Raw genomic sequence first — 23,798 nt, 5'->3', positions numbered from 1 at the left:
GACAGAATGGCCGTCGTCATGCGAAATTCCGCGCATTCGGAAGCAGATCACGCGAAAATGGCGGGGCGAGCGGGATGAGGATTGGGCCACAATGAAAGCCTGGGATGCGATCGTCATCGGCGGCGGGCACAACGGTCTGGTCAATGCTTGCTACCTGCAGCGTGCCGGCCTCGAAGTGCTGGTCATCGAGAAGAACGACTGGGTCGGCGGCGCCGCCACCAGCCGGGAACTGACGCCCGGCTTCCTCTATTCCAACTGCTCCTACGTCTGCTCGCTGTTTCGCCCCGAGATCATGCGCGACCTCGAACTGCCGCGCTTCGGCCTGCAGGTGATCTCCTATGAGGGCGGCGCGGTGTTCACCCGCGACGGCGACTACCTCGCCAACTACCGCGACCACGATGCCCACCGGCGCGAATTCGCCCGGTTCTCCAGGCGCGACGCCGAAGCCTATGACCGTTACGCCCGCGACGTCACGCGGCAATGCCGCTTCATCCAGCCATTGTTGATGCGCACCGCACCCGATCCGACCAGTTTGCGGCCGCGCGATCTTGGCGAACTTCTCTATCTGGGAAAAAAGTTCGCCGGGCTCACGCCTGAGGAAATGGCGCTGACGCTGCGCTTCTGGACCATGTCGATCTCGGACTTCCTCGACGAATATTTCGAGACCGATGTTATCAAGGCGAATTTCGCTCTGTCCGGCATCATCGGCACTGCGCTCGGCCCGATGTCACCGGGCACCGCCTACGTGCTGCTGCATCACTATATGGGCGAGGTCGACGGCTCGGTCGGCGCCTGGGGTTATGCGCGCGGCGGCATGGGCGCCGTCACCAAGGCGCTCGCCGCGAGCTTCCAGGCCTCCGGCGGCACCATCCGCACCAGCGCCGAGGTCGACCATGTGATGGTCCGGCGCAGCAAGGCGCGAGGTGTCGTGCTAGCCGGCGGCGAAGAGATCCACGGCAGGCTCGTCGTCTCCAATGCCGACGTGAAACGCACCTTTCTCAAGTTGGTCGAGGAGAAGGAGCTGCCTGACATCTTCCTGCGCCGGGTCAGGAACTTTAGGATTCGCGGCTCGTCGGGCAAGGTCAACATCGCGCTGGATTCGCTGCCCGAGTTTCCGGCGCTGCCGAAGGATTCGCCGGTCTATCGCGGCGATATGCACTTCACCGACTCGATGGAGCGCATGGAGCGCGCCTATGACGACTGGAAGGCCGGGCGCTGGTCGGCCGACCCTTTCCTCGACATGGTGATCCCGACGACGCTCGACCCGACCATGGCGCCGCCGGGCAAGCACTTCATGAGCTGCTTTGTGCAGTACGCGCCACCGAAGGTGAACGGTCGCGACTGGACCGACGCCGACCGCGATGGTTTTGCCGAAAGCGTGATCGCCCAGATTTCAGACTATTCGCCCGGCTTTCGAGACCGCATCGTCCATATGGAGGTGCGCACGCCGCGCGAGATCGAGGCCGAGGTCGGCCTCACCGAAGGCAACATCTTCCAGGGCGAACTGACCTTCGATCAATTGCTGTTCAACCGCCCGGTGCCGGGCTACGCGCAATACCGCTCGCCGGTCGGTGGGCTCTATATGTGCGGCTCCTCGACCCATCCCGGCGGCGGCGTCATGGGCGCGCCTGGTCGCAATGCAGCGGCCGAAATCCTGCGCGACCTCACCAAGCCGACTAAGCATATGAGCCCGGCCCATGACGTCGTTTGAGAGATGGGATGTTGTGGTCGTTGGCGGCGGCCATAACGGGCTCGTCTCGGCCGCGGTTCTGGCCAAGAGCGGCCGCAAGGTGCTGGTGCTGGAAGCCGCGGGCGACGTCGGCGGCGCGGCGCGCACCGAGGAATTCGCACCGGGCTTTCAGGTCTCATTCATCGCTCATGTGCTGAACCGCCTTCATCCCGATGTGGTGAAGACATTGGAGCTGGAAAGCCACGGGCTGCAATTCGCGCGCGCCGACTTCGTGCCGTCTGTGGCGCTGTCGAAAGACGGCCCGCCGTTTGTCCTGCACGGCGCCTATGGCGAAACGCTGACCGGCGCCACTTCCACGGAGCAGACCGCCTGGACGGAACTGCGTGCGCAGCTGCTGCGCTACGCCGACATCCTGAAGCCGTTCCTTGCGCGCCGGCCACCCGATCTCGGCGTGATGTCACTGCTTGAGACGGTGTCGCTCGGCCAGGCTGCGATGGCGTTGAAGAAGCTCGGTAAGGAGGACATGCGAGACTTCCTGCGCGTGCTGTTGATGAACATTGCCGATCTGCTCGACGAGCAGCTTACCGATACCAGGCTGAAGGGGCTGCTCGCCTTCGATGCTACCCTCGGCAGCCATCTCGGCCCGCGCTCACCGACTTCGCTGCTCGGTCTCTATCATCGGCTGGCGGGCGAGGCAGGCGGCACTGCCGGCGCGCAGATCCTGCCAAAGGGCGGCATGGGCGCTGTCGTTTCCGCCATCCGCGCAGCGGCGGAAAAGGCCGGCGCAACGATCCGCACCGGGACGTCAGTGGCGAAGATCATCGTTGAGAAGGGTCGCGCCGTTGGCATTGCGCTCGACAATGGCCAGGAGATCCGTGCCAGGACGATCGTCTCGGCCATCAATCCGGCGACCACGTTTCTCGATCTTGTTGGACCGCGCGAGATCGATACCGGCTTTGTCCGCAAGGTCAGGAATATTCGCATGAAGGGCGATGTGGCGAAGCTCAATCTGGCGCTCGACCGGCGGCCTGAATTCGCCGGCGTCGATGCCGCCGGCCACAAGGGCCGTCTGGTGATCGCGCCCTCGCCCGATCATGTCGAGTGCGCCTTCAACCCAGCGAAATATGGTGAGTTCTCGCCCGAGCCGGTGATGGAGATCACGCTACCCAGCCTTGCCGATCCATCACTGGCGCCCCATGGCGCCTGCGTGCTGTCGGCAGTGGTGCAATATGCACCCTATGCGCTGAAAGAAGGCTGGAGTGCCGGCAAGCCGAAATTCCTCAGGGCGATTATGGCTCAATTGGAAGCCTATGCGCCGGGAATCGGCAAGACCGTGCTCCATGCCGAGTTGCTGACGCCGGCCGACATCGAGGCGCGCTACCGGATGCCGGGCGGTCATTGGCATCACGGTGAACTGCAGGCCGACCAGATGCTGATGTCGCGCCCCGTCTCCGGCTGGTCGGGCTACGACACGCCGGTCGACGGGCTGTTCCTCGCCGGCGCCGGCTCGCATCCGGGCGGCGGCGTTTCCGGCGCGCCCGGCTTGAATGCCGCCAAACGCATCATTGCGATGAAGGGGTAGGCCATGGCACAGGCAGCCAAAAAGAAGCCCGGTGCAGCAACGACGAGCCTCATCGTCTCGGCCCGTACTCTTGCACAATCCCATTTCCGTACCTTGCGGCTCGGCACGCCGTTCCAGCCGCGCATCGACTCGCTGGCCAGGACCAATGACTGGTACAATTGGGCAGGCTACCGCGCTCCACATTCGCTGTGGGACGAGGAACTCGAATATTTCGCCATCCGCAGCCAGGCGGCCCTGTTCGACATCTCGCCGATGACGAAGTACCGCATCGCCGGGCCGGATGCCGAGGCCTTCCTCAATCGCGTCACGTTGCGCGACGTGACCAAGCTGAAGTCGGGCCGCGTCCACTACACCGCCTGGTGCGACGACGACGGTTTCGTCCTCGACGACGGCACGCTGTTCCGGCTGTCGCCAACGCGGTTCCGGCTGTGCTCGCAGGAACGGCATCTCCCCTGGTTGCTGGATAGCGCCACAGGCTTCGACATGACGGTCGAGGAAGAAACAGAGGCCGTCGCCGGCCTGGCGCTGCAGGGGCCGACCTCGTTCGCCGTGCTGTGCGATGCTGGTTTCGAAGGCGTTGAAAGACTGAGAGTTTTTGATCTAGCCGAGTTCCCGCATGACCACGGCACTATCGCGATCTCGCGCACCGGTTTCACCGGCGATCTCGGCTACGAGTTGTTCGTGCAGTCTGGGCAGGCGCTGAGCCTCTGGGACCGGCTGATGACAGCAGGCGAATTGCGCGGCATCCGCGCCATCGGCTATACCGCACTCAATCGCGCCCGGCTCGAAGCCGGGCTGATCGTTGCCAATTCCGATTTCGTCACGTCCGAGCATGCCATCCGCGCCGACCGGTTGCGCATGCCGGACGAGATCGGTCTCGGTTTCATGATCGACATGGAAAAAGGCCATTTCAACGGCCGCCGTGCCATCCTCGAAGCAAGGGCCAAACGCAAGCTGCGCCATGTGCTGGTCGGGCTGGAGATCGAGGGCAACATCCCGGCCGAACACGCCATCGTCTATTACAGGAAAAATCAGGAGGTCGGGCTGGTCAGCGCCGCCATGTGGTCGCCGATGGCCAAGCGCAACATCGCTATCGCCTCGCTGGCGCGGCCGTTTGGCGACACGGTCGTCGACGACCTCTGGGTCGAGATCTACGCCATGCGCGAACTGCAGTACCAGAAGCTGATGAAGCGGGCCAAAGTGGTGCAGCGTCCCTTCATCAAGCTCGACCGCCGCACCGCCACTCCGCCGGCTGATTTCTGACCATGACCAGCGAGAAGTACGAATTCGACGGGGAAGCCACTGAGCAGTGGCAGCTAATCAACACGCCGCTCGGCGAGAAATGGTCGGGTCGCACCCGCTACGCAGCCGCCATGTTCTTTTACAAGCGCGGTGAGATGAGCGCCGAGACGCTCGAAGTCTACCGCATCTGCGCGCGGCTGGATGCGACGGATCCGCTGCCGATCATCCGCGATCGCGGCATCGGCCAGGAATGGCTGGGGCGCATGGGTTTCGAGTAGCCCTCACGCACTTAACCAATCGTTTTTTCCAGCATGTTGATCCAGTTGCGATAGGCAATCTTCTCGATCAGCGCGCGACCGAAGCCGCGCGCGGCGAACGCATCGATGAGCTTCGGCAGACCGGTGACGTCGCCGATGGCAGCCGGGATCATGGCGCCGTCGAAATCGGACCCGAGGCCGACGCCGTCTTCGCCCAGCGCCTGCAGCAGCGAATCGACATGGCGCACCATGATGTCGAGACTGGTGTCGGCATTCATCCTGCCGTCTTCGCGCAAGAACCCGGTGGCGAAATTCAGCCCGACCATGCCGCCCGACTCGCGGATGGCGCCGAGCTGCCAGTCGGTGAGGTTGCGGGAATGGCTGCAGATCGCATGCACATTGGAATGGGTCGCGACCAGCGGTGCGTCGCTGATCTCGGCGACGTCGCGAAACCCCTTTTCGTTGAGATGCGAAAGATCGACCATGATCTTGAGTTGGTTGCAGGCCTTGACGAGCGCTTTGCCGGCATCGGTCAAGCCAGGCCCGGTGTCGGGCGTCGACGGAAAGCGGAACGGCACGCCGTGCCCGAAGGCGTTCGGCCGGCTCCAGACGATGCCGAGCGAGCGCAAGCCGGCCGCATGCAGCACGTCGAGCATCGTCAGTTCGGGGTCGATCGCCTCGACGCCTTCGATATGAAACACCGCCGCGATCGAACCTTGCGCCATCGCGTTTCGCACGTCGCCGGCGCTGCGGCAGACGGTAAGCGCCGATGCTCGTTCCAGCCTGAACAGGATCGAGGCCATGGCGATGGTGGAATTGAGCGCATCGGCACGGGGGAGTTCCGGCGGCAACGGTTCGTCGTCTCTTGGTGCTGGCGGCACCGCGCTGCGTTTGGCTCTCTCGACCGGCGGCGGAAAAATCGCGAACATGCCGCCGGCAAATCCGCCCCTCTTCGCCCGCGGCAGGTCGATGTGACCGCCCTGCGTCCCCTCGATGAACAGCTTCTCGACGTCCGCGTCCTTCGACTGATAGAGCCTGAGCAGCGTGTCGTTGTGGCCGTCGAAGACGGGAACGAGATCGGTTTCGGTCATCAGGGGATCATTCGTTTCGATTGGTCGGGCGGGCAATACACCTACTTAGGCAAGACGATACCCACTAGGCAAGACCGATACCCACGAGACCGGCGACCTACGCGAATGCCTCGGCGGGGCATGCTCTTGTAGCCGCCTGCCCCGACCATCATCGCGCGCCAAGGCCTGTGGGTAGGATCAACGCTATCGCTTCAGCACGTCGGCCCATTCCTGGTGGCGACGGAACTGGGCGTTGGCGAACGGGCAAAGCGGGATGATCTTCTTGCCCGCCGCACGCGCATCCTCGACGGCGCGGGTGACGAGGCGAAGCCCCGCACCCTGGCCGCGAAACGCGTCCGGCACCTCGGTGTGGTCGATGATGATCTGGTGCTCGCCGATCTTGGTGAACGTCATCTCCGCCTCGGCGCCATCAGGGCCGCGCAAAAGATAGCGGCCTTTGGAGCCGCGATCCTCCAGTTCGATCTCCGGCAATTGGTCAGGCATTGCTTATGCTCCTTCAGCCGGCATAGCGGATAGGAACCGCCGTGCCGCCTCGATCTCGTTTGACTGCACCTCATGGCCGCCGTCGTGCCACTCCACTGTGACATCGGCACCATCGGCACGCAAATAGGCCTCCAGCCGCGACGTCAGGTTGGGCGGGCAGATCGGATCGCGCCTGCCTGCCGTGACCAGGATCCGGCGGCCGGCGAGGCTGCCCTTGATCTGCGGCTCGAACGGGATCAGCGGATGCATCAGCACCGCCGCATCGAAAAGCGTCGGTGCCGCAAACACCACCGAGGCCAGGATGTTGGCGCCGTTGGAATAGCCGAGGCCAAGCACCGAGGAGGGCTTTGCCGCCTCGACATGCGCCTTGACGAAACCGGCCATCTTGTCGGTCGCCCGCGCCAGGTCGCCCATGTCGTAGACGCCCTCGCCGGCGCGGCGGAAGAAGCGCGCCGCACCTTGTTCCGAGACATCGCCGCGCGGCGAGACGATGGTCGCCTGCGGCGCGAGATCGCGTCCGAACGACAGAAGCTGGCTCTCGTCGGCCCCGGTGCCGTGGAAGACGAAAAGCAGCGGTCCATCAGGCGAACCGGGCAGCACTTTGTGGATGTAAGCGTCCTTGCTCATGACCTTGTCCTCAGTCTTCCAGCTTCTGCAAATGCTGCTCAAGATAGGGCCTCAGATGCTGGTGCTGCGTCGGAAGCTTCAGCGCCTCGCCGAGATGGGCCGTGTCCTCGTCGCGGTCGAAGCCCGGCTCGTTGGTCGAAACCTCGAACAGGACGCCACCAGGCGTGCGGAAGTAGATCGCCCAGAAATAGTCGCGGTCGATCACCGGCGTCACCTGGTAACCAGTGTCCATGAGCGCCTTGCGCACTTCGAGCTGCTTGGCGCGGTTTTCGACGGCGAAGGCGACGTGGTGAACGGAGCCAGCGCCGAGATCGGCGAAAGCAGCGCCCGGCAGCGATTCGATGTCGACGACATTGGCGCCATTGCCGTTCTTCACCGCCAGCCGTTTGACATTGCCTGCCTTGTCGATCTCCTCATAGCCCATGAATTTCAGCAACTCTTCAGTGGCGCCGCCATCCTTCAGCCTGAGCGACACCGAGTGAAAACCGCGGATCGCCTCGTCGGCGGGAATGCCAGCTTTTACCCAGGGCGCTCTGGTGTCCGCCTTGTCTTCGACCAGCGCAAACCCGTCGCCATCGGGACCGGCGAAGGCAAGCCGTTTTTCGCCGAATATCTCTTTGCGCGACAGTCCCGTGACGCCCTCATCGGCAAAACGCTTCTCCCAATAGGCGAGCGTGCCTTCGGGCACGGAATAGACCGTCGTGCCGACCTCGCCGACCCCGTGGCGGCCCTTGCCGATGTTGGGGAACGGGAAATACGTCATCACCGAGCCGGGCGTGCCGACCTCGTCGGCATAGTAGAGGTGGTAGACATCCGGCGCGTCGAAATTGACAGTCTTCTTGACCCGGCGCAGGCCGAGCTTTTTTGTGAAGAATTCATTGTTCTGGCGCGCATCCTTGGCCATCGAAGTGACGTGATGCAGGCCCTTGATCTGGTCGAGCATTTTCCTGCTCCTTCCCTTGTTCCGTGCGGCCCATGCCGCGGTCCACGCCAATATGAGGATACAGCCGTCAGCGACAAAGGCTGCAAACGCAGAATGGACTGTGCTGTAAAAGTGAACAATCCTACGACTATGTTCACTTCTCAGAAAATCTGTCAGTCTTGCGCCGTCACCAAATTTCGGCTCCATGAGCGGCACGCCATATTGAAAGATACAGCGAATGGCCGAAAAAAGCAGACGCCCGAACATTCTCCTGATCACCTGCGACCAGTGGCGCGGTGACTGCCTATCGGCTGTCGGCCATCCGGTCGTGCGGACCCCGAACGTCGACGCGCTTGCTGCCGAGGGCGTACTGTTCAGAAAACACTATGGCGGGGCCGCGCCCTGCTCGCCGGCGCGGGCCTGTCTCTACACCGGCCTCTACCAGATGAACAACCGCGTCTGTCGCAACGGCACGCCGCTCGATGGCCGCCACGGCAACATCGCGCTTTCCTTGCGCGGTCTCGGCTATGATCCGACGCTGTTCGGCTATACCGATGTGTCACTCGATCCGCGTATGCTGGCGCCAGGCGACCCGCGATTGAAAAGCTACGAAGGCGTGCTGCCGGGCTTCACCGCGCGCCAACTCCTGCCGGAGCACCAGAAACCATGGCTGTCCTGGCTCAAAACGCGCGGCGTCGATGCCGCTGTCGGCTTTCCCGACATTCATCGCCCAGCGGGCGACATCCATGGTGACAGCGTGGAAGGCACGGTAACCAACGCGCCGCCCATCTACTCGAAGGACGAGACCCCAGCAGCATTCCTGACCGGCGAGTTCGTCCGCTGGCTCGGGGAACAGGAGCGCGATACACCGTGGTTCGCGCATCTTTCCTTCCTCAGCCCGCATCCACCCTTCATCGTGCCGGAGCCTTACAACAGCATGTACGACCCGGACGACGCTACAGCCTTCCGCCGCGCCGCGAACTGGCAAGCCGAGGCAGAAAGCCATCCCTATCTTGCCTATGATCTTGACCGGCAGCAGCGGGCGAACTTCCGCCCTGGCGCCGACGGCAAGGTCCGCGACTGGGGCGACGACAATTTTCGCCGCCTCCGCGCGCTCTACTACGGCATGATCTCGGAAGTAGATGCGCAGCTTGGCCGCATCTGGCAGGCGGTCAAGGCGGCGGGTTCATGGGATGACACCATAATCGTGCTGACCTCGGACCACGCCGAGATGATGGGCGACCATTTCATGCTGGGCAAGGGCGGCTTCTTCGACGGCAGCTTTCACATTCCGCTGATCATACGCGACCCGCGTCGCCGCACAGCGGCCGGCGCTAGCATCGACCGCTTTACTGAGGCGGTGGACATAGTCCCGACATTGCTCGATCTGCTTGACCAGGAAACGCCGCCACATCTCGATGGGCGCTCGCTGAAGCCATTCCTGGACGCCAGAGAGCCTGACACCTGGCGCGAGGCCGCCCACTGGGAGTTCGATTTCCGCTCGGTTGCCGACGGCGATGCCGAACAGCATTTCGGCATAGGTCCACGCCAGTGCAATCTCGCAGTCGTCCGCACGGAAAAATTCAAATATGTACATTTCGGCGGCCTGCCGCCGCTGCTGTTCGATCTGGAGAAGGATCGAGACGAATTAACCAATGTCGCTGCCGATCCGGCCTATCTGCCGGTCCGGCTGGAGCTTGCCGAAAAATTGCTCGCCTGGCGGGCCGAACATCTCGACCAGTCGCTGGCGCTTGCCGAACTGACCGAGGATGGCGTTGCAGGCCACGTCGCAGGTCTGCTACCTTTCCAGTCGTGAGAAAGGCCCGCGCCGTTGCCGGCACGGGCCTTTTTCATCGTGGGAGCAAACTACCGCATGATCATGCGCTGCTCGTCGCGCTTCTCAGCATAGGTGCCCTTGTCGTAGGCGACCTGCGCTTCGAGCTGCTCCTTGGTGAAATTCGTATAGAGATAGCGGTTGCCATCCTTGTCGGTCATGAATTTCAGGTTATCCATGCCGATTGCCACCTCCTTCTCGCCGACGCCTAGGAAACCGCCAACGTCGATGACGACGGCATCGACCTTCTTGTCGCCCGTCAGCACGACGTCGCCAATCTCACCGACGTTGACATCATTGGCGCCATAGACGGTGGTTCCAACCAAATCCTCCGACCGGATTTTGTCGACCGGCATCTCGGTCAGCGCCGACTTGTCGATCGCCGCGGTCTGGGTCTGGTCGGGAGCTGACGCGTCAGGCGCTGCTGCCGCGGGAGCCTCGGCCTTCTTATCCATTGGCGCCGGAGCAGCGGTGTCGGGTTTTGCCGCTGGGGCTTGCGCCGTCGTCTCCGCCGGTGCTGGAGCCGCGGTGACGGTAGGAGTGGTGGCTACCGGCGCCGCCGCGTCATTCGATGCGGTGGTTGCCGGGGCGGGATCATAGGACCTGCGGTCGAAGTCCGGCAACGCCTCCAGATCCTCCTTGGTCGTCTCGGCCACTAGCCAGCGATCGCCATCCCTCTCCGCCCATTTGGCCTTGTCGAACTGATAGGCCACGTTCTTTTCGCCAACCTCAAGGAAGCCGCCGACGCCAATGACCAGCGACTCGGCCTTGCCGTCCTTGGCCAGGACGATGTCGTTCACGTCGCCGATGTTCTGAGCGTCGTCGCCAGTGCCGTTGTAGACAGTCTCGCCAATGATATTGGTGGCGAGGTTCCCATCGGCGCGTTTCACGGGTTCGGCCGGAGCCGCCGGAGCGTTCTGCGCGGTGGTGTCGGTCGAGCCGGAAGGAGCGGCAGGAGCCGCAGCCGTGGTGTCGTTGGCCGCAGGTGCCGGATCATAGGGCTTGCGGTCGAAGTCCGGCAGAGCGGTCAAATCGTCCTTTGTCGTTTGGGCGATCAGCCAGCGGTCGCCATTCCGTTCGGCCCATTGCAGCTTGTTGTAATCGAAAGCGACATTCTTGGCGCCAACGCCAAGGAAACCGCCCACGCCGATGACGACGGACTTCGCCTGACCATTTTCATCGAAGACGACATCACTGACATCGCCAATGTTCTCGGCGTCGTCACCTGTCCCATTATAGACCGTTTCACCGATGATATTGGTCACCAAGCTGCCTTCGGCGCGTTGAACGGGTGCGGCCGGAGCGGTTTCCTGAACTGTCGGGTCCTGCGTCGGCGCCGGGGTCGTAGACGACTGCGCATAAGCACCGGTCGCAAGCAACGCTGCAAGTGCGGTGGTGGTTAAAAGGGTGCGGATCATCGTAATCTCTCCTCGTGCGTTATTCTTACGCGCCACGCGCCGCCGGGTGGGAGATCGGTCGCGGCGTCTTCACTTATTCACAACGTCGTGACCACGCTGTTGTTCCGATACCGCGGCGAGCCGCGCGAAAAAACAATCCGAATCGCTCTCGAAGATGCGGTCGCCAAGGAGGTCGCTGCTGTATTTTTGCCAGAGCTGCGGAACTTTTTTTCAGTCGCCCCGTTTTAGCCTGCGGCTGGGTCTGTCCTGGCCGATGATACCAGATGGTTGCCAAGAAAAAACGGAGCGGGGGGATGCGATTTGCGGCGGTGCTGAACCAGGAGGGCGGCACCTTGCGCACAATTGACCTTTCCGCTTTCACAGACCGAATGCGCCAGAAATTGGAAGCAGCAGGTCACTCCATCGATATCGACGTCGTTGCCGGCAAGGACATCGTCGCGACGTTGGACCGCATTACGTCGAAGCACGGCATCGACATTGTGCTGGCCGGCGGCGGCGACGGTACCATTTCGGCAGCAGCGGCTCGGTTGATGGGCAGGAAGACGGCACTCGCCATTTTGCCGGCCGGCACGATGAACCTGTTTGCGCGCGGGCTGGGCATCCCACAAACCGTTGACGCGGCTGTGGAATCCTTTGCCGACGGCGACGTGATCGCAGTCGATATGGCAACCGCCAACGGCCGCCCATTCGTGCATCAGTTCTCGATCGGCATGCATGCCAAGATGGTTCAGCTTCGCCAGACCATGGAGTTTGGCTCGCGGTTGGGAAAGATGCGGGCTTCATTGAAGGCTGCCTGGGCGGCGATCAACAACCCTTCGGCAATGAAGGTGACGCTGACCATCGGCGAAGCCGAGATCGTGACGCGCACCACCGCCATCGGCATCACCAACAATCTATTTGGTGAGGGTCATCTGCCCTATGCCGACAATCCCGCCGGCGGCGTGCTCGGCATCTATATCACGGTGGCGCGGCGGCGTGGCGAACTGGTCGGGTTCCTCTTCGACATTGCCCGCGGCAAATGGCGCGACAGCGAGCACGTCGAAATCCACCAGGCCGACCGGGTCGTTTTGAAAGTCCACTCGAAGGCCAAGAAACTTCGCGCCGTCATGGATGGCGAACTGGTCAGACTTGACAGCGAAACGACGATCGAAATCCATCCTGGCGCGCTGAAGGTTCTCGTTCCGGCACGCGTCGCTCAAGCGAAAGCCGCGTGATGCAGCCCGACACGGCCAACAGGGAGGCATCAGCCTTTGGGAGGCTGTTCATTCCCAGGAAGCTCGCCCTGTTCGGTGGTCGGCGTTTTGTCTATCATGTTGCCGTAAATCTCCGCGATGCCCCAGGCGATAAATGCCAAAAGCAGCGCAGCGATCAGGATACGGAAAGTGTGCCACCCCCATCGTCCCTGGCGGGCTTTGTCTTCAGGAACGGTCTTGGGCATGATCGGCCTCCATATCGATTGGTGCAGGCATGTCGTTTGGCGCGGAAACGTCGTTTGGTACCGGCGGGCAGGGCTGGGCAAACGTGGTTGGGTAACGGTTCCTCAAGGCGAAGGTTCCGGTTTCGGAGCCAGGCAACGGACCTAGCGCGAATGGCTGCAAGCTGATGCATCTGGGGGCCTTGTGGATAGCAGGGTAGAGAAAAAACCGAATCTGCCGGTCGATGTCCTTAGCGCCGTAAGGGCACAGGATCGACTTGCCGTACTCCACGGTCTCGACGCATTCGACACGGCGGCCGATCCTGACTTCGATCATATCACTCGACTCGCCGCCGCGGTGATGCAGGCGCCAATCGCGCTGGTGACACTGCTCGACGCCGAACGGCAATGGTTCAAATCCTGTGTCGGACTGGATGAAACCGAGGCTGCTACCGATACATCTTTCTGCGCCCATGCCATTGCCGCCGCCGACGAGCCGATGGTGGTGACCGATGCGACCACGGATTCGCGTTTCAACGCCAGTCCGCTGGTCACTGGCGAGCACCATATCCGCTTTTATGCGGGTACAGCGATTGTAGTAGCCGGCGCCCGGATCGGCACGCTCTGCGTGCTTGACCGAAAGCCGCGCGCGTCCCCGTCTGCCGCCAAGCTCAAACAATTGACGACGCTCGCCAGCCTCGCCGCCAGCCTGTTCACATTGAAGGACGCCACCCGCAACGGCGCCAGCGCCGCAGCCGCGCTGGCGCGCGAGGAGAAACGGCGCGGCATTGCGCTCGACGCCGCCTCGCTTGCCAGCTGGGCATGGGATATCCACACCGATATGATTGAATGCGATGTCCGGTTGTCCGAGTTGTTCGACCTGCCGCGCTCGACCCGGCTGAGGGCGCGCGATATCCTTGCCGCCATCGACCCACGCGATATCTACCAGACCGAGACGCACTTTCGCGACGCGCTGGCCGGCGGTGACGACTATTTTGGCGAATACCGCATCAAGGGCTTCAGTCCGCCACGCTGGGTTGCTACGCGCGGCCGTGTCATCGAGCGCGACAGCCACGGCAAGCCGACGCTGATCTTCGGCGTCAATTACGACGTCACCGAACGCAAGCTCGGCGACGAACGGCAACGACTGTTGCTGCGCGAGCTGAACCATCGCGTCAAGAACACGCTGGCCACCGTTCAGGCGCTGGCGACCCAGACCGTTCGCCATGCCCACCAGCCGAGCCAGTTCCTCGAAGCGTTCAGCGCCAGGCTTCAGGCGCTGGGCGCCGCCCATAGCCTGCTGTCCGACCGCGAGTGGCGCGGCATCGGTATTCGCGAACTGGTGCAAATCGAGGTCAAGCCATTCGACACCGCCGACCAGCCGCGCATGACCATCTCGGGCGCCGATCTCCTGCTTTCACCGGATCAGGCAGTCGGGCTCGGCCTGATCCTGCATGAATTGGCCAGCAATGCGCTGCAATACGGGTCGTTGTCGTCGGCTGCGGGCAAGGTCGACCTCGAATGGAAGGCACAAGGTCGCAAAGGCGCACGGCGCCTGGTGCTGACCTGGCGCGAAAGCGGCGGGCCGGAAGTTGCCTCGCCCGAACGCCACGGCTTCGGCTCGATCCTGATCCGCCGCAGCCTGGCCAAGGTCATCTCCAGCGAGGTGACCCACGAATTTCGACCGGAAGGCGTGTTCGCTGAGATATCGATGCCGCTGGAGGATCTGTCGAAGTGACGTTGCCGCCATTTTCGCTGCGAATTATTTCGCTTCGCCGGCATCCGGATCGTCGGTGTCGGGCTTCGTGTTCTCGCGATAAATAGCGTAGGCGGCCAGTGCGATCGCCGGGCCGAGAATGGTGCCAAGGCCGCCTTTCCCCTTGAGCAGCGTCGGCAGCACGGCAAGCGCAGCCGTCATGCCGATCGCCTTCATGTCGGCATTGCGCCTCCGCGCTCCGCGTCGGGTGCGCGCGCCAGCCGACAGCTTATGGATGAGCAGAAGGAGCCCTGCAATCACCAGGAAGCCGGCGCCGAAAGCAAGGCAGGCTGTTATCGGGCCGTAACGGCCCGCCACCCAGACGTAGGCCGCTCCGATGAGGAACCCAACCCCGCACAGCACTGCAAGTGCCGCGAGCGCATAGACGATGGCAGCCGTGCGTGCGCGTCGCACGGCTGCCATGGTTTCACCCGCGGCGAACCCCGAGATCAGCGATGCCAGCATTCCCATCGGGCTGAGGCTAACGGCGCGCGAGAAGCGCGAACAAAAAGCCGACGCCTGCGGCAATCGCCAATGACGTCACTGGCTTTTCGCGCACGCTTGCCGCCACTTGCGCTTCGATGTCCTTGGCGTTGCCGCGCAAGGTGTCGAACGCCGCCTCGCCCTGGGCGCGCAATTGCTCGACGCCTTCGGCAGCAACGCGGCGAGCAGCCCCGTAACCATGTTGGCCGGTCTCGGCCAGCTGTTCGGTGAGTTTCTGGATGTCGGCTTTCAACTGCCTGATGTCGGCTTCAAGGTCCGAATTCGTCCGGCTTTCGTTTGGGGACTTTCCTGCGGCAGTCGCCATTATTTGACTCCTTGCGTTTTGCTCGGGTCGAAACGTTCAATCCCCCCCAAGGTTCCGAAATAGGAACAAGGTCTATGAAAGGTTGTTTTCGAAGGTAAGTCCAGCCGGCTCGTTTTCCGCCGGGCGCTCAGATCAGTGGCCGGCGATCTTCGTTCAGCCCTTCCCAGCGTGCGAGTTCCTTGAGCCCTTCGCTGTCGATCACCTCGCAGCCGCCGTCGCGCCAGTGGATAAGCCCGCGATCCATTAGTTTGCGGATCGTCTTGTTGGTGTGGACCAGTGACAGGCCGAGCGTATCGGCAACGTGCTGCTGCGTGATCGGAATCTGCAGGGGGGTCCTGCCATTGAGCCCGACCGTCTTAGCGCGGCTGGAGATGAAGGCGATAAGATAGGCCGCACGCTCAAGCGCGGTGCGCCTGCCGATACTGAGCAGGTTTTCGTCCAGCATGCGCTCCTCCCGCGAAGCGATCCAGGTGATATCATAGGCGAGGCCCGGATGGCCGCGGTAGAGTTCGGGAAGGACTTCTCGATCGAAGACGCAGAGCAGCATCGGCGACAGCGCTTCGACGGAGTGTTGCATCTCGCCCATCAGGCTCCCCTGCAAGCCGATGAGGTCACCAGGCATGGAATAATTCATGATCTGACGGCGGCCATCCGACAGCAGCTTGTAGCGGAATGCCCAGCCCGAAAGCACTGTGTAGAGATGAGCGCTGCGGCTTCCCTCAACCAGAACCGTAGCCCCCTTGTCGACGGCCAGTTCGCCCTTCTTGACCGTGTTTACGAAGACAAGTTCCTCCTTCTCGAACTCCCGGAACGCCGGCAACGGCCGCAGTGGGCAGTTGTCACATGAATAACGGCGGGTGGAAAAAGAACGGCCGTTCTGGCTAGGCATCAATCCCCCTTCGAAAGCGTTGCCCTCTTCCAAAGAGGCGAGAGCAAACGCCCTGTGGCCACGGAGGTTCCGTCATCTGGGACGGCATGTCTTTTTTAAATGACAGGATGCCAAATAACTTTAGATGACAGGAACCCAAATACAGACCATGACTCCCCTGTTGCCTGCGTTTCCCCTTTTTTCTACGCGCCACGGAGACACTGCCACGTGCCACCCTTGCTTGACGGATTGCGCATTCTTGTTTTGGAGGATGAATTCCTGATCGCCATGGATGTCGAGCAGCTTTGCCGCGACTATGGCGCCGGCGAGGTGATCATCGCCCGTGACCTGGCTGAGATCGATCGCAAGAGCATCACCTCGCAATTCGATGCGGCCATCGTCGACCTCATGCTGGGCGGTACTTCGACGCTAGATTTCGCTTCGCGGCTGCGCGAATCGGGCGTGCCCTTCGTCTTTGCGTCGGGCTATTCGGACATGGACGAAATCAAGGTGTCTTTTCCGGATATCAAATTGGTCACCAAGCCCTATTCGGGAGACGATCTGGTGCAGGCGGTGGCGGCGGCGTGCGGGCGCGGACCCCTTGCTTGATGCCCGAGCTTGCTTGATCTTGAAACTCTGAGGTGCGGAAAATCGGCCGCCGTATTCAGGCGGCGTTCGACCCCGTCACCTGAGCCGAAATCGCATCCGGGCCAAACTCGTCATCGGCGGAAATCTTCAGGATTTCCTGCAATCGGGTGCGGGCTCGGCTGACGCGGCTCTTGATCGTTCCGACCGCACAGCCGCAGATCTCGGCGGCTTCCTCGTACGAAAAGCCCGAAGCGCCGATGAGGATGATGGCTTCGCGCTGGTCCTCGGGCAATTGCTCGAGCGCGCCACGAAAATCTTTGAGATCGAGTTGGCCGTGCTGGGCCGGATGGACGGCAAGCCTGGCCGTCATGACGCCGTCGCTGTCCTGCACCTCGCGGCCGCGTTTGCGCATCTGCGAATAGAATTCATTGCGCAGAATAGTGAAAAGCCATGCCTTGAGATTGGTGCCTGGCTCGAAGCTTTCATGCTTGTCCCAGGCCTTGACCAGCGTTTCCTGCACCAGATCGTCGGCCTTGTCGGCGTTTTGCGTCAACGACACGGCAAAGGCTCGCAGGCTCGGAATCGAGCCGAGCAGGTCCGTCTTGAAGCTCTGGGAGACGGCCGCCATGCCTCAGTCCTTTTTTCGTGCGGGTTGGGCTTGTTCCAACTGGCTGAGCAATTGGGCGAAGCGATCCGGCACACTGTCGGAGACCAGCTCGTCATAATATTGTTTGAGTTTTCGGCCGATTTCCGAGTTTGGCCCGAGCGGGTCGCCGGAAGCAGCCCGGCGCCTGGGTGGAGCGCCAGCCGTGGTGTCTTTCGTCATGTCTTCATTTTGCCCTTTATTTCCAGTACCTGCCGCCTTTCAATACACGACGAAAGCAAGCGGCACCCCCTCGTCTGGTTGCCCATCCGATCTCAAACGCCCTCCCCTTATATTAGTTCCAAAGCATCGGAACTTTTTCGGAAAGCCGGCGTTTATATCTCTAGCGCCGATTTTCGGGGCTTGTAATCGGCTTGGCCCGCAATTTATGCAATTACGTCAGAGGGAGACGTCCATCATGAGCCTATCCGCAACCATCGCACCGCACCTGCCGTTCCTGCGCCGCTTCTCGCGGGCCGTTTCGGGATCGCAGGAGAGTGGCGACGCGCTGGTCGCCGCGATGCTCGAAGCCATCATCGCCGACGTTGACATCTTTCCGAACGCGTCGAGCGACCGCATCGCGCTCTACAAGGTCTTCGCCAAGCTGTTCACCTCGGTCGCCATCCGCGTTCCGCAAGAACACCCGCAGTCGGCCTGGGAACAACGCGCCGCCGCCAATCTGAACGCGATCTCACCCCGTCCCCGCCAGGCCTTCCTGCTGGTCGCCGTCGAAGGTTTCAGCGAAGACGAGGCGGCAGAGATTCTCGACGTTGACGATCAGGAGTTCTCCGAACTTCTGGCCGAAGCCAGCAACGAGATTTCCCGCCAGGTGGCAACCGATGTTCTGATCATCGAGGACGAGCCGCTGATCGCTATGGACATCGAGCAAATGGTCGAAAGCCTGGGTCACCGCGTCGTCGGAACCGCGCGCACTCATGCCGAGGCGGTGGCGATGTTCGTAAAGACACGGCCAAAGATGGTGCTGGCCGACATTCAGCTTGCCGACGGCAGCTCGGGCATCGAAGCGGTGAACGAGATCCTGTCGTCCACGCCGGTGCCGGTGATCTTCATAACCGCCTTTCCCGAGCGCCTCTTGACCGGCGAGCGGCCGGAGCCGGCCTTCCTCGTAACCAAGCCGTTCAATCCGGACATGGTCAAGGCGCTGATCAGCCAGGCGCTGTTCTTCGACCGGCATGCAAAAGCCGCTGCCTAGGAGCGACTGGGTCTAACCTCGCAGCAGGCTTCATTTCGCCCGTTTTCCACAGGTTGGGTGACGCTGGCGCCTTGCTGCGAGCAAACGTCGCTTGCGCGTCGAAGTTCCTCTGCGCATGACCGTTCCACTCGGGCCGAAAGATTTCCAAGAACGCCTTTTTCGGGAAATGGCGGAACAAACGGCAGCGAGCAACGTTTTTGCCGTACCATTTGAAGGAGATCGATCATGCTTTACTGGGCGCTGGTATTTCTCGTTGTCGCGATCATTGCAGGCGCTCTTGGTTTCGGCGGCATCGCCGGCACCTCGGCCGGTATAGCGCAGATATTGTTTTTCATCTTCCTCGCGTTCCTGATCATCTCGCTTATCGCCGGCTTGTTTAAACGAGCGTCGTGAACGCTAAGTGCGATCGAACACTGGGAGCCGCACCCCTCAAGCGGTTTCCAGCTACCGCCGAGCGGTGTTCTTAACGGAACGTCGCTCGGCGGACCGCTTTTTGGGAACCCATTTTTTCGTCAGCCGTTCAGCCTGGATTGGGCGGATAAAGGGCCGATGCAATCCAGACCCAGAGATACGAAAGACAGCGGACGGAGCGATGAGATCATCGCTTTGCGTTCCGCTGAAAGTGGAATGCAGCTTGGCCGGGCTCTTCTTCACGCTTTGCACAATGCCGGCATCTCGGTTCTCTACCAGGATCGCGAGATGAAAACCGTCTGGGCCCGCAACATGCGCCCGCCATGGGCTTCCGATACGGCCGACGGCAACGGCATCCTGCCGCTGGCGCAGGCGGAGCGTATCGGCGCGGCCAAACGCAACGTCGTCGCATCAGGCAATCCGGAACATCTTGAGCTCAGCATTCCCGCCGACGACGGCGTACGCTGGTTCCAAATATGGGTAGACGCCGATCACGACGACGGCGGCGCCGTGCAGGGCGTCGTCACCACCATGGTCGAAACGACGGAGCAGAAACGTCGCGAGCAGACCTTGAAGACGCTGCTGCGCGAGGTCAGCCACCGCTCGAAGAACCTTTTGGCCATCATCCAGAGCATCGCCACCCAGACCAGCCGTTATTCAGACACGCTCGGTGATTTCCTGACACGGTTTCGCGGCCGGTTGCAGTCGCTCGCCTCATCCCAGGATCTGGTGACCTCATCCAACTGGCGGGGGGCGGCACTACGCGAACTCGTATCCGGCCAAGTCGGCCGCTATGGAGCCGAGCCCTCGCACAGCCTGCGTTTCCGGGGTGCAAATCCATACCTCAACCCTAATGCCGCGCTGCATATCGGCTTGGCCATGCACGAGCTGGCCGTCAATTCGGTCAGCTACGGCGCTCTGTCGCGAGCCGACGGATTCGTCGAGGTGACGGCCGATCTGACGGCTGCTTCCGCTGGCGAGACCGCCCTTTCGCTGACATGGGCCGAAGCCATCGGAGCCAATGACAATCAGCCCAACGAGAAGCGTTTTGGCAGCGTCGCTCTCGAGCGCATCGTGCCTGCATCGTTGAATGGTACGGCGACATTTGAAATCACTGGGGACCGCCTCGAATACCGCCTTGTCGTTCCCCGCGGCAATTTCGAGATGGATTGAACGGACAACGTCCAGCCAACACGGCTCAGGATGAACCCGGCCGCGCCCGCTTTAACCATCTGTTCACCATAAACTCCGATGCTGTTTTCCCAAACACCCGTCCGCATTTTCGATCGCAGTTTTGCTGCGCAGCAAGGGAGGAATGGCTTTGACGGTTGCCGACATCGACAAGCTGGAACAGGCCGCACGCGTTTCGATGGGAGGACTTCAGGATCTCGAAGCATCCGCCATGCCGTCGCCCCGTACTTCCCTGTCGACGCCCGGTTGCGCCGCAATCGCGCTGGCTGCGGCGGTCGTTCTGGCGGCCGCGTTCCAGTTGATCTAGAGCACCGAACCCAAAGTGGCCGGCGGCTTTTGCTTGCCTTATGCGACCTGTTCCTCCAATCAGTCGCGCGCCAGCCTGCATCGCAGGAACTTTGGCGGATGATGGCCGTTCTTATGGCGAGAGGACTGTCGCCATGGAACATATCGCTGCCCTGCTGCTGGTCATTGGCTGTTCCAATACGATGACCGAGTGCCGTGAACTGCCGGTATCGGTGAGCGTTTTCGAATCCGCTCAGGAATGCACCGCCGAACGTCCGTTTGCGTTGGAAGACGTGCAAGGTCAGGCTCCGCGCATAATTGCCAAATGCCTTTCCGTCGATCCGGCGCTGGAGGATGATTATGACCAGATCGTCTGGAATGTGCGCCCGGACGGCACCCTCGACGCTTCCGTGGAGATTTCCGACCTTGTGGTTGCCTCGAACGACGCGAGCCAGGAACAAGATTCTCTTAGCCAATAACGAAATCGAACAGGCAAAGCCCCTTTTCGCGTGGTAAGTGACGGGTGGAGCTACAAGTGAGGACAAAAGCGAGGAGTGACTCTATGCGGAAGATGATTATTGCCATGGTTGCCGTGGTCGCGGTCAGCGGCTGCAGCACCACCGAGCAGGATGTCGGCGTCGGCGCCGGTGTCGGCGCTCTGGCTGGCGGCCTGATCAACGGCGGCAAGGGTGCGCTGGTGGGCGCAGCCATCGGTGCCGGTTCCGGCCTGCTGGTGCGCAACCTGCGCAATGGCTATTGCCAATACCGCGACAACCGTGGCCGTCTCTATACGGCTCGCTGCTGATCCGTTTCGAAACGCACGAGCAATAAAAGCGGAGACCGGCTCGTCCGGTCTCCGTTGCTTATGCCTACCAAAACGGTTGCTTGGACAGCGTTTCAGCCCGACAGTGGAATCCTGATTTCCACGCTCAATCCGCCATCGTGAAAATCGCGATTGATCGTACCGCGCAATTCGCGCGTCACGTTCAAGTCGATCAGCTTGGTGCCAAAACCGGTTTTAACAGGCGCTTCGAGCTTCTTCTGGCCGAATTCGCGCCAGTTGAGAACCAGCGTCCTATCTCGCCTGCGGCCTTCGACCGACCAGTCCACCTTGAGCGGCCAGTCGCCCTTTTTAGCATTGGCCGAATTGCCGGTTTCGCCATATTTCAGCGCGTTCGTCGCCAGTTCGTGAAAGGTCAGGCCCAACGATTGCGTCGTCGTCTCGTCGAGCAGCACCTCTGGCCCCGATAATATCCCCTCGGGAAGCTCCTTGCCGAACACCTGGCCGAGCTCGATGCGCAACAGATCGCCTAAATCGGCCTTCTGCCAGCGCGAGCGCGTCAGCATGTCCTGGGAGGCCGCCATCGCTTGCAGCCGGGCCGAAAAAGACGACGAAAACTCCTGAACGTCGGTGGCGTGCGACGCCGTCTGGCGCGCGATCGCCAGCACCCGCGTGATCGAGTTCTTGATGCGGTGCTTCATCTCCTGCAGCATCAGATCTTTTTCGAGCAGGCTTTTTTCCGTCGTTTCATGAAGCAGCGAGACCGCGTCATAGGCCCGCTCCTGATAGCGTGCCACCAGCGCGATCGTCCCCGCGAGCAGCAGCCCGAACAGGCCGAGCATCACCGGAATGGCGCGGGAGGACGGCTGCGAGAAGGCGCTTGTCGGCCTGAACAGGACAGTCCACGGACGCCCGGCGATGGTGACCTTACGGGAAACCAGCAGGCTGTCGCCGAAGGTCGACACCGGCGGCGTTTCCGACTGGAACAAAAGACGGTCGGCATCCACCTTGCCGTCATAGATTTCGATGTTGACCGGCAGCAACGGCGTCCGGCTGAGCGCTGTCTGGAACAGATCGCGGGCGCGGAAGGCTGCATAAAGAAAGCCTGATGTCGAGGATCTGGATGCATCGATGCCGTCCGGCGCGGTTTCGACGTTGAGTCGCACGAAAACCAGGAAACCGGTGAAGGTCTGCGCAGCACCTGTTTCCTGGCCTAACTGCACCCGCCCGCTGGCGTGCTGCTGGTCGTCGGCCATCGCCCTTTCGATCGCCTCGCGCCGCACCGGTTCGGTGAACATGTCATAGCCGATGCTGGATTGATTAGAAGGGTCCAGCGGCTCGAACATCACAATGGGCGTGCGCCATGGCAGCGTCGTCGTAGCCGGATAGATGGGATGGCTGGCGCCATAGTCTTGCAGGATGGCACGCTCGACCGCTGCCTCGTCGCCGGCTCTCGCCAACCGGAGAAAGCCGATGCCGCGCAGGCCGGCGAAATTGTCGTCAATATCGAGCGCGTCGAAGAACGCCTTGAATTCGCTTCGCGAAATGCCGCCATTGCGAGCGTTGAACAGCGCCTGGGTCGATCGCAGCAGCGACAGATGCAGGTCGATGCGGCTATCGATCCGGTTGAGCGCGTCGTCCGCCGTCGCTTCGAACTTGATGCGCGCAGCTTCCTGCGTCGCGAAATAAGCGAATCCCGCCATCGTCAGGCTGGCCAGCGCGACGGCAATGAAAGCGACGGTCGGAAAGAACTTCTTCAATTGCTGATGCGGCCCATGCGGTTCCCCATCTTTATGCGCATGTCGTTACGCCAACACAATGGCGAGGCCAAGCCATCATGGCGGCTGGCATACTACACGACTGGTGCTTAGCCGGCTTTATTTCCGGAGCTTAGGCGGCGATCTTGAGCGCCCCCCGGCCCCGGAATGGCACCGGGCGGGCACTTACCCAGGATGATCATGCCCAGCACCTCGTCCTGGGTCACATCGCTCGTCCGCGCCGTGCCAACCACCTGACCGTTCTTCATCACGCAGACACGGTCGGCAAGCTCGAAGACATCGTGGATGTCGTGGCTGATCAGGAAGATGCCGATGCCGTCGGCCTTGAGCTGCATGACCAGTTCGCCGACCTGTGCCGTTTCCTGCGGCCCCAATGCCGCAGTCGGCTCATCCATGATCAGGATGCGGGCGTTGAACAGGATTGCGCGCGCGATCGCCACCGACTGCCGCTGGCCTCCGGAAAGCTTGACCACCGGTTCCTTGAAGCGCTGGAAGCGGGGATTGAGCCTGCCCATCACCTTGCGCGCCTCGGCCTCCATGGCACCATCGTCGAGCGTGCCCCAGCCGGTCATCAGTTCGCGGCCGAGGAAAAGGTTGGCGGCGGCGTCGACATTGTCGGCGAGCGCCAGCGTCTGATAAATCGTCTCGATGCCGTATTTCTTGGCGTCGCGCGGGTTGGAGATCGAAGCCTCCTCACCATTGACGAAGATCTGGCCCGAATCGCGCTTATAGGCGCCGGACAGGATCTTGATCAGCGTCGACTTGCCGGCGCCGTTGTGGCCGAGCAGTGCCACCACCTCGCCCGGGAAGAGGTCGATCGACGCATCGTCGACGGCGCGAATGCCGCCGAAGGCAATCGAAATGTTGCGCATATCGATCAGTGGCGTGGGAGCAGTCGTGTCAGCCATAATCGCCT

General features: G+C 61.9%; 26 protein-coding genes and 1 pseudogene. 14 read left to right on the top strand and 13 right to left on the bottom strand.

The annotated features are described in order from the left end of the window. Positions 1 to 91 precede the first annotated feature (91 nt). The 4 genes from ABID19_RS21215 to ABID19_RS21200 are packed head-to-tail and all read left to right on the top strand — an operon-like array spanning position 92 to position 4,792. Positions 92 to 1,711, top strand: a complete 1,620-nt coding sequence (locus ABID19_RS21215) for a phytoene desaturase family protein (protein ID WP_354492920.1) — start codon at positions 92 to 94, stop codon at positions 1,709 to 1,711. Then, positions 1,698 to 3,272, top strand: a complete 1,575-nt coding sequence (locus tag ABID19_RS21210; protein ID WP_354492919.1) for a phytoene desaturase family protein — start codon at positions 1,698 to 1,700, stop codon at positions 3,270 to 3,272. Before ABID19_RS21215 ends, ABID19_RS21210 begins: the two co-directional genes overlap by 14 nt. Positions 3,273 to 3,275: 3 nt before the next feature. Further along, positions 3,276 to 4,535, top strand: coding sequence for an aminomethyltransferase family protein (locus tag ABID19_RS21205; RefSeq protein ID WP_354492918.1), 1,260 nt, complete (start codon positions 3,276 to 3,278; stop codon positions 4,533 to 4,535). A gap of 2 nt (positions 4,536 to 4,537) precedes the next feature. Continuing rightward, positions 4,538 to 4,792, top strand: a complete 255-nt coding sequence (locus ABID19_RS21200; protein ID WP_354492917.1) for a hypothetical protein — start codon at positions 4,538 to 4,540, stop codon at positions 4,790 to 4,792. A gap of 11 nt (positions 4,793 to 4,803) precedes the next feature. Here ABID19_RS21200 and ABID19_RS21195 read toward each other — a convergent pair whose 3' ends face one another. The 4 genes from ABID19_RS21195 to ABID19_RS21180 all read right to left on the bottom strand — a co-directional run bounded on the left by ABID19_RS21195 (position 4,804) and on the right by ABID19_RS21180 (position 7,915). Further along, positions 4,804 to 5,862, bottom strand: coding sequence for a dipeptidase (locus tag ABID19_RS21195; RefSeq protein WP_354492916.1), 1,059 nt, complete (start codon positions 5,860 to 5,862; stop codon positions 4,804 to 4,806). Positions 5,863 to 6,045: 183 nt separating this feature from the next. Continuing rightward, positions 6,046 to 6,345: a GNAT family N-acetyltransferase gene (locus ABID19_RS21190; protein ID WP_352927781.1), complete on the bottom strand. Its 300-nt coding sequence runs from the start codon at positions 6,343 to 6,345 to the stop codon at positions 6,046 to 6,048. A gap of 3 nt (positions 6,346 to 6,348) precedes the next feature. Then, the gene (locus tag ABID19_RS21185; RefSeq protein ID WP_354492915.1) at positions 6,349 to 6,972 is read right to left on the bottom strand and encodes an alpha/beta hydrolase; all 624 of its coding nucleotides are present in this window, start codon (positions 6,970 to 6,972) and stop codon (positions 6,349 to 6,351) included. Between the two features lie 10 nt (positions 6,973 to 6,982). Next, positions 6,983 to 7,915: a VOC family protein gene (locus ABID19_RS21180; protein WP_354492914.1), complete on the bottom strand. Its 933-nt coding sequence runs from the start codon at positions 7,913 to 7,915 to the stop codon at positions 6,983 to 6,985. 217 nt (positions 7,916 to 8,132) lie between these two features. Here ABID19_RS21180 and ABID19_RS21175 point away from each other — a divergent pair, with 217 nt between their 5' ends. Then, complete coding sequence (locus ABID19_RS21175) at positions 8,133 to 9,710, top strand: alkaline phosphatase family protein (RefSeq protein ID WP_354492913.1); 1,578 nt, start codon at positions 8,133 to 8,135, stop codon at positions 9,708 to 9,710. Between the two features lie 50 nt (positions 9,711 to 9,760). Here the strand turns inward: ABID19_RS21175 and ABID19_RS21170 are convergent, their stop codons facing one another. Next, on the bottom strand, positions 9,761 to 11,146 hold the full coding sequence (locus ABID19_RS21170) for a PRC-barrel domain-containing protein (RefSeq protein WP_354492912.1): 1,386 nt from the start codon (positions 11,144 to 11,146) through the stop codon (positions 9,761 to 9,763). A 293-nt stretch (positions 11,147 to 11,439) separates the two neighbouring features. Here ABID19_RS21170 and ABID19_RS21165 point away from each other — a divergent pair, with 293 nt between their 5' ends. After that, positions 11,440 to 12,360, top strand: a complete 921-nt coding sequence (locus ABID19_RS21165; protein ID WP_354492911.1) for a diacylglycerol/lipid kinase family protein — start codon at positions 11,440 to 11,442, stop codon at positions 12,358 to 12,360. 29 nt (positions 12,361 to 12,389) lie between these two features. Here the strand turns inward: ABID19_RS21165 and ABID19_RS21160 are convergent, their stop codons facing one another. Next, positions 12,390 to 12,584: a hypothetical protein gene (locus ABID19_RS21160; protein WP_354492910.1), complete on the bottom strand. Its 195-nt coding sequence runs from the start codon at positions 12,582 to 12,584 to the stop codon at positions 12,390 to 12,392. A gap of 181 nt (positions 12,585 to 12,765) precedes the next feature. Here ABID19_RS21160 and ABID19_RS21155 point away from each other — a divergent pair, with 181 nt between their 5' ends. Next, positions 12,766 to 14,298, top strand: a complete 1,533-nt coding sequence (locus ABID19_RS21155; protein WP_354492909.1) for a sensor histidine kinase — start codon at positions 12,766 to 12,768, stop codon at positions 14,296 to 14,298. A 24-nt stretch (positions 14,299 to 14,322) separates the two neighbouring features. Here ABID19_RS21155 and ABID19_RS21150 read toward each other — a convergent pair whose 3' ends face one another. The 3 genes from ABID19_RS21150 to ABID19_RS21140 form a co-directional block, all read right to left on the bottom strand. After that, positions 14,323 to 14,787 carry a hypothetical protein gene (locus ABID19_RS21150; protein ID WP_354492908.1) on the bottom strand — a complete coding sequence of 155 codons (465 nt, stop codon included), beginning with the start codon at positions 14,785 to 14,787 and terminating at the stop codon, positions 14,323 to 14,325. A gap of 10 nt (positions 14,788 to 14,797) precedes the next feature. Further along, complete coding sequence (locus ABID19_RS21145) at positions 14,798 to 15,124, bottom strand: ElaB/YgaM/YqjD family protein (RefSeq protein WP_354492907.1); 327 nt, start codon at positions 15,122 to 15,124, stop codon at positions 14,798 to 14,800. 127 nt (positions 15,125 to 15,251) lie between these two features. Beyond that, a complete protein-coding gene (locus tag ABID19_RS21140; RefSeq protein ID WP_354492906.1) occupies positions 15,252 to 16,013 on the bottom strand; it encodes a Crp/Fnr family transcriptional regulator in 762 nt (253 codons plus the stop codon). 207 nt (positions 16,014 to 16,220) lie between these two features. On the opposite strand from ABID19_RS21140, the gene ABID19_RS21135 reads away from it, so the two are divergent. Continuing rightward, positions 16,221 to 16,601, top strand: coding sequence for a response regulator (locus tag ABID19_RS21135; RefSeq protein ID WP_354492905.1), 381 nt, complete (start codon positions 16,221 to 16,223; stop codon positions 16,599 to 16,601). 55 nt (positions 16,602 to 16,656) lie between these two features. Here ABID19_RS21135 and ABID19_RS21130 read toward each other — a convergent pair whose 3' ends face one another. Together ABID19_RS21130 and ABID19_RS21125 are read right to left on the bottom strand one after the other, a co-directional pair. Beyond that, entirely contained in the window at positions 16,657 to 17,208 is a 552-nt protein-coding gene (locus ABID19_RS21130; protein ID WP_352927812.1) for a sigma-70 family RNA polymerase sigma factor, read from the bottom strand. A gap of 3 nt (positions 17,209 to 17,211) precedes the next feature. After that, entirely contained in the window at positions 17,212 to 17,406 is a 195-nt protein-coding gene (locus ABID19_RS21125; RefSeq protein WP_352927815.1) for a NepR family anti-sigma factor, read from the bottom strand. A gap of 235 nt (positions 17,407 to 17,641) precedes the next feature. On the opposite strand from ABID19_RS21125, the gene ABID19_RS21120 reads away from it, so the two are divergent. The 6 genes from ABID19_RS21120 to ABID19_RS21095 all read left to right on the top strand — a co-directional run bounded on the left by ABID19_RS21120 (position 17,642) and on the right by ABID19_RS21095 (position 21,128). Next, a complete protein-coding gene (locus tag ABID19_RS21120; protein WP_354492904.1) occupies positions 17,642 to 18,436 on the top strand; it encodes a response regulator in 795 nt (264 codons plus the stop codon). Between the two features lie 225 nt (positions 18,437 to 18,661). Then, positions 18,662 to 18,829, top strand: coding sequence for a DUF1328 domain-containing protein (locus ABID19_RS21115; RefSeq protein WP_023797107.1), 168 nt, complete (start codon positions 18,662 to 18,664; stop codon positions 18,827 to 18,829). 156 nt (positions 18,830 to 18,985) lie between these two features. Next, positions 18,986 to 20,020 carry a sensor histidine kinase gene (locus ABID19_RS21110; protein WP_354492903.1) on the top strand — a complete coding sequence of 345 codons (1,035 nt, stop codon included), beginning with the start codon at positions 18,986 to 18,988 and terminating at the stop codon, positions 20,018 to 20,020. 142 nt (positions 20,021 to 20,162) lie between these two features. Continuing rightward, positions 20,163 to 20,345 carry a hypothetical protein gene (locus ABID19_RS21105; protein ID WP_354492902.1) on the top strand — a complete coding sequence of 61 codons (183 nt, stop codon included), beginning with the start codon at positions 20,163 to 20,165 and terminating at the stop codon, positions 20,343 to 20,345. Between the two features lie 133 nt (positions 20,346 to 20,478). Beyond that, positions 20,479 to 20,802: a hypothetical protein gene (locus tag ABID19_RS21100; RefSeq protein ID WP_354492901.1), complete on the top strand. Its 324-nt coding sequence runs from the start codon at positions 20,479 to 20,481 to the stop codon at positions 20,800 to 20,802. A gap of 83 nt (positions 20,803 to 20,885) precedes the next feature. Beyond that, positions 20,886 to 21,128, top strand: coding sequence for a YMGG-like glycine zipper-containing protein (locus ABID19_RS21095; protein ID WP_352927831.1), 243 nt, complete (start codon positions 20,886 to 20,888; stop codon positions 21,126 to 21,128). Positions 21,129 to 21,220: 92 nt separating this feature from the next. On the opposite strand, the gene ABID19_RS21090 is transcribed toward ABID19_RS21095, so the two are convergent. After that, entirely contained in the window at positions 21,221 to 22,864 is a 1,644-nt protein-coding gene (locus tag ABID19_RS21090; RefSeq protein ID WP_354492900.1) for a CHASE domain-containing protein, read from the bottom strand. Between the two features lie 130 nt (positions 22,865 to 22,994). Further along, positions 22,995 to 23,790: pseudogene (locus ABID19_RS21085) on the bottom strand (ATP-binding cassette domain-containing protein). Between the last annotated feature and the right edge of the window lie 8 nt (positions 23,791 to 23,798).

The organism is Mesorhizobium robiniae (assembly GCF_040545535.1).
In the GTDB taxonomy this organism is placed as follows: domain Bacteria; phylum Pseudomonadota; class Alphaproteobacteria; order Rhizobiales; family Rhizobiaceae; genus Mesorhizobium; species Mesorhizobium robiniae.
The sequence above is the reverse complement of the archived record's forward strand: the minus strand, read 5'-3'. Positions and strand labels throughout refer to the sequence as shown.

Coding starts and splice junctions, on each gene's coding strand:
- ABID19_RS21215 (WP_354492920.1), top strand. CDS start 92: ATGAAAGCCTGGGATGCGATCGTCATCGGCGGCGGGCACAACGGTCTG.
- ABID19_RS21210 (WP_354492919.1), top strand. CDS start 1,698: ATGACGTCGTTTGAGAGATGGGATGTTGTGGTCGTTGGCGGCGGCCAT.
- ABID19_RS21205 (WP_354492918.1), top strand. CDS start 3,276: ATGGCACAGGCAGCCAAAAAGAAGCCCGGTGCAGCAACGACGAGCCTC.
- ABID19_RS21200 (WP_354492917.1), top strand. CDS start 4,538: ATGACCAGCGAGAAGTACGAATTCGACGGGGAAGCCACTGAGCAGTGG.
- ABID19_RS21195 (WP_354492916.1), bottom strand. CDS start 5,862: ATGACCGAAACCGATCTCGTTCCCGTCTTCGACGGCCACAACGACACG.
- ABID19_RS21190 (WP_352927781.1), bottom strand. CDS start 6,345: ATGCCTGACCAATTGCCGGAGATCGAACTGGAGGATCGCGGCTCCAAA.
- ABID19_RS21185 (WP_354492915.1), bottom strand. CDS start 6,972: ATGAGCAAGGACGCTTACATCCACAAAGTGCTGCCCGGTTCGCCTGAT.
- ABID19_RS21180 (WP_354492914.1), bottom strand. CDS start 7,915: ATGCTCGACCAGATCAAGGGCCTGCATCACGTCACTTCGATGGCCAAG.
- ABID19_RS21175 (WP_354492913.1), top strand. CDS start 8,133: ATGGCCGAAAAAAGCAGACGCCCGAACATTCTCCTGATCACCTGCGAC.
- ABID19_RS21170 (WP_354492912.1), bottom strand. CDS start 11,146: ATGATCCGCACCCTTTTAACCACCACCGCACTTGCAGCGTTGCTTGCG.
- ABID19_RS21165 (WP_354492911.1), top strand. CDS start 11,440: ATGCGATTTGCGGCGGTGCTGAACCAGGAGGGCGGCACCTTGCGCACA.
- ABID19_RS21160 (WP_354492910.1), bottom strand. CDS start 12,584: ATGCCCAAGACCGTTCCTGAAGACAAAGCCCGCCAGGGACGATGGGGG.
- ABID19_RS21150 (WP_354492908.1), bottom strand. CDS start 14,787: ATGGGAATGCTGGCATCGCTGATCTCGGGGTTCGCCGCGGGTGAAACC.
- ABID19_RS21145 (WP_354492907.1), bottom strand. CDS start 15,124: ATGGCGACTGCCGCAGGAAAGTCCCCAAACGAAAGCCGGACGAATTCG.
- ABID19_RS21140 (WP_354492906.1), bottom strand. CDS start 16,013: ATGCCTAGCCAGAACGGCCGTTCTTTTTCCACCCGCCGTTATTCATGT.
- ABID19_RS21130 (WP_352927812.1), bottom strand. CDS start 17,208: ATGGCGGCCGTCTCCCAGAGCTTCAAGACGGACCTGCTCGGCTCGATT.
- ABID19_RS21125 (WP_352927815.1), bottom strand. CDS start 17,406: ATGACGAAAGACACCACGGCTGGCGCTCCACCCAGGCGCCGGGCTGCT.
- ABID19_RS21120 (WP_354492904.1), top strand. CDS start 17,642: ATGAGCCTATCCGCAACCATCGCACCGCACCTGCCGTTCCTGCGCCGC.
- ABID19_RS21115 (WP_023797107.1), top strand. CDS start 18,662: ATGCTTTACTGGGCGCTGGTATTTCTCGTTGTCGCGATCATTGCAGGC.
- ABID19_RS21110 (WP_354492903.1), top strand. CDS start 18,986: ATGCAATCCAGACCCAGAGATACGAAAGACAGCGGACGGAGCGATGAG.
- ABID19_RS21105 (WP_354492902.1), top strand. CDS start 20,163: ATGGCTTTGACGGTTGCCGACATCGACAAGCTGGAACAGGCCGCACGC.
- ABID19_RS21100 (WP_354492901.1), top strand. CDS start 20,479: ATGGAACATATCGCTGCCCTGCTGCTGGTCATTGGCTGTTCCAATACG.
- ABID19_RS21095 (WP_352927831.1), top strand. CDS start 20,886: ATGCGGAAGATGATTATTGCCATGGTTGCCGTGGTCGCGGTCAGCGGC.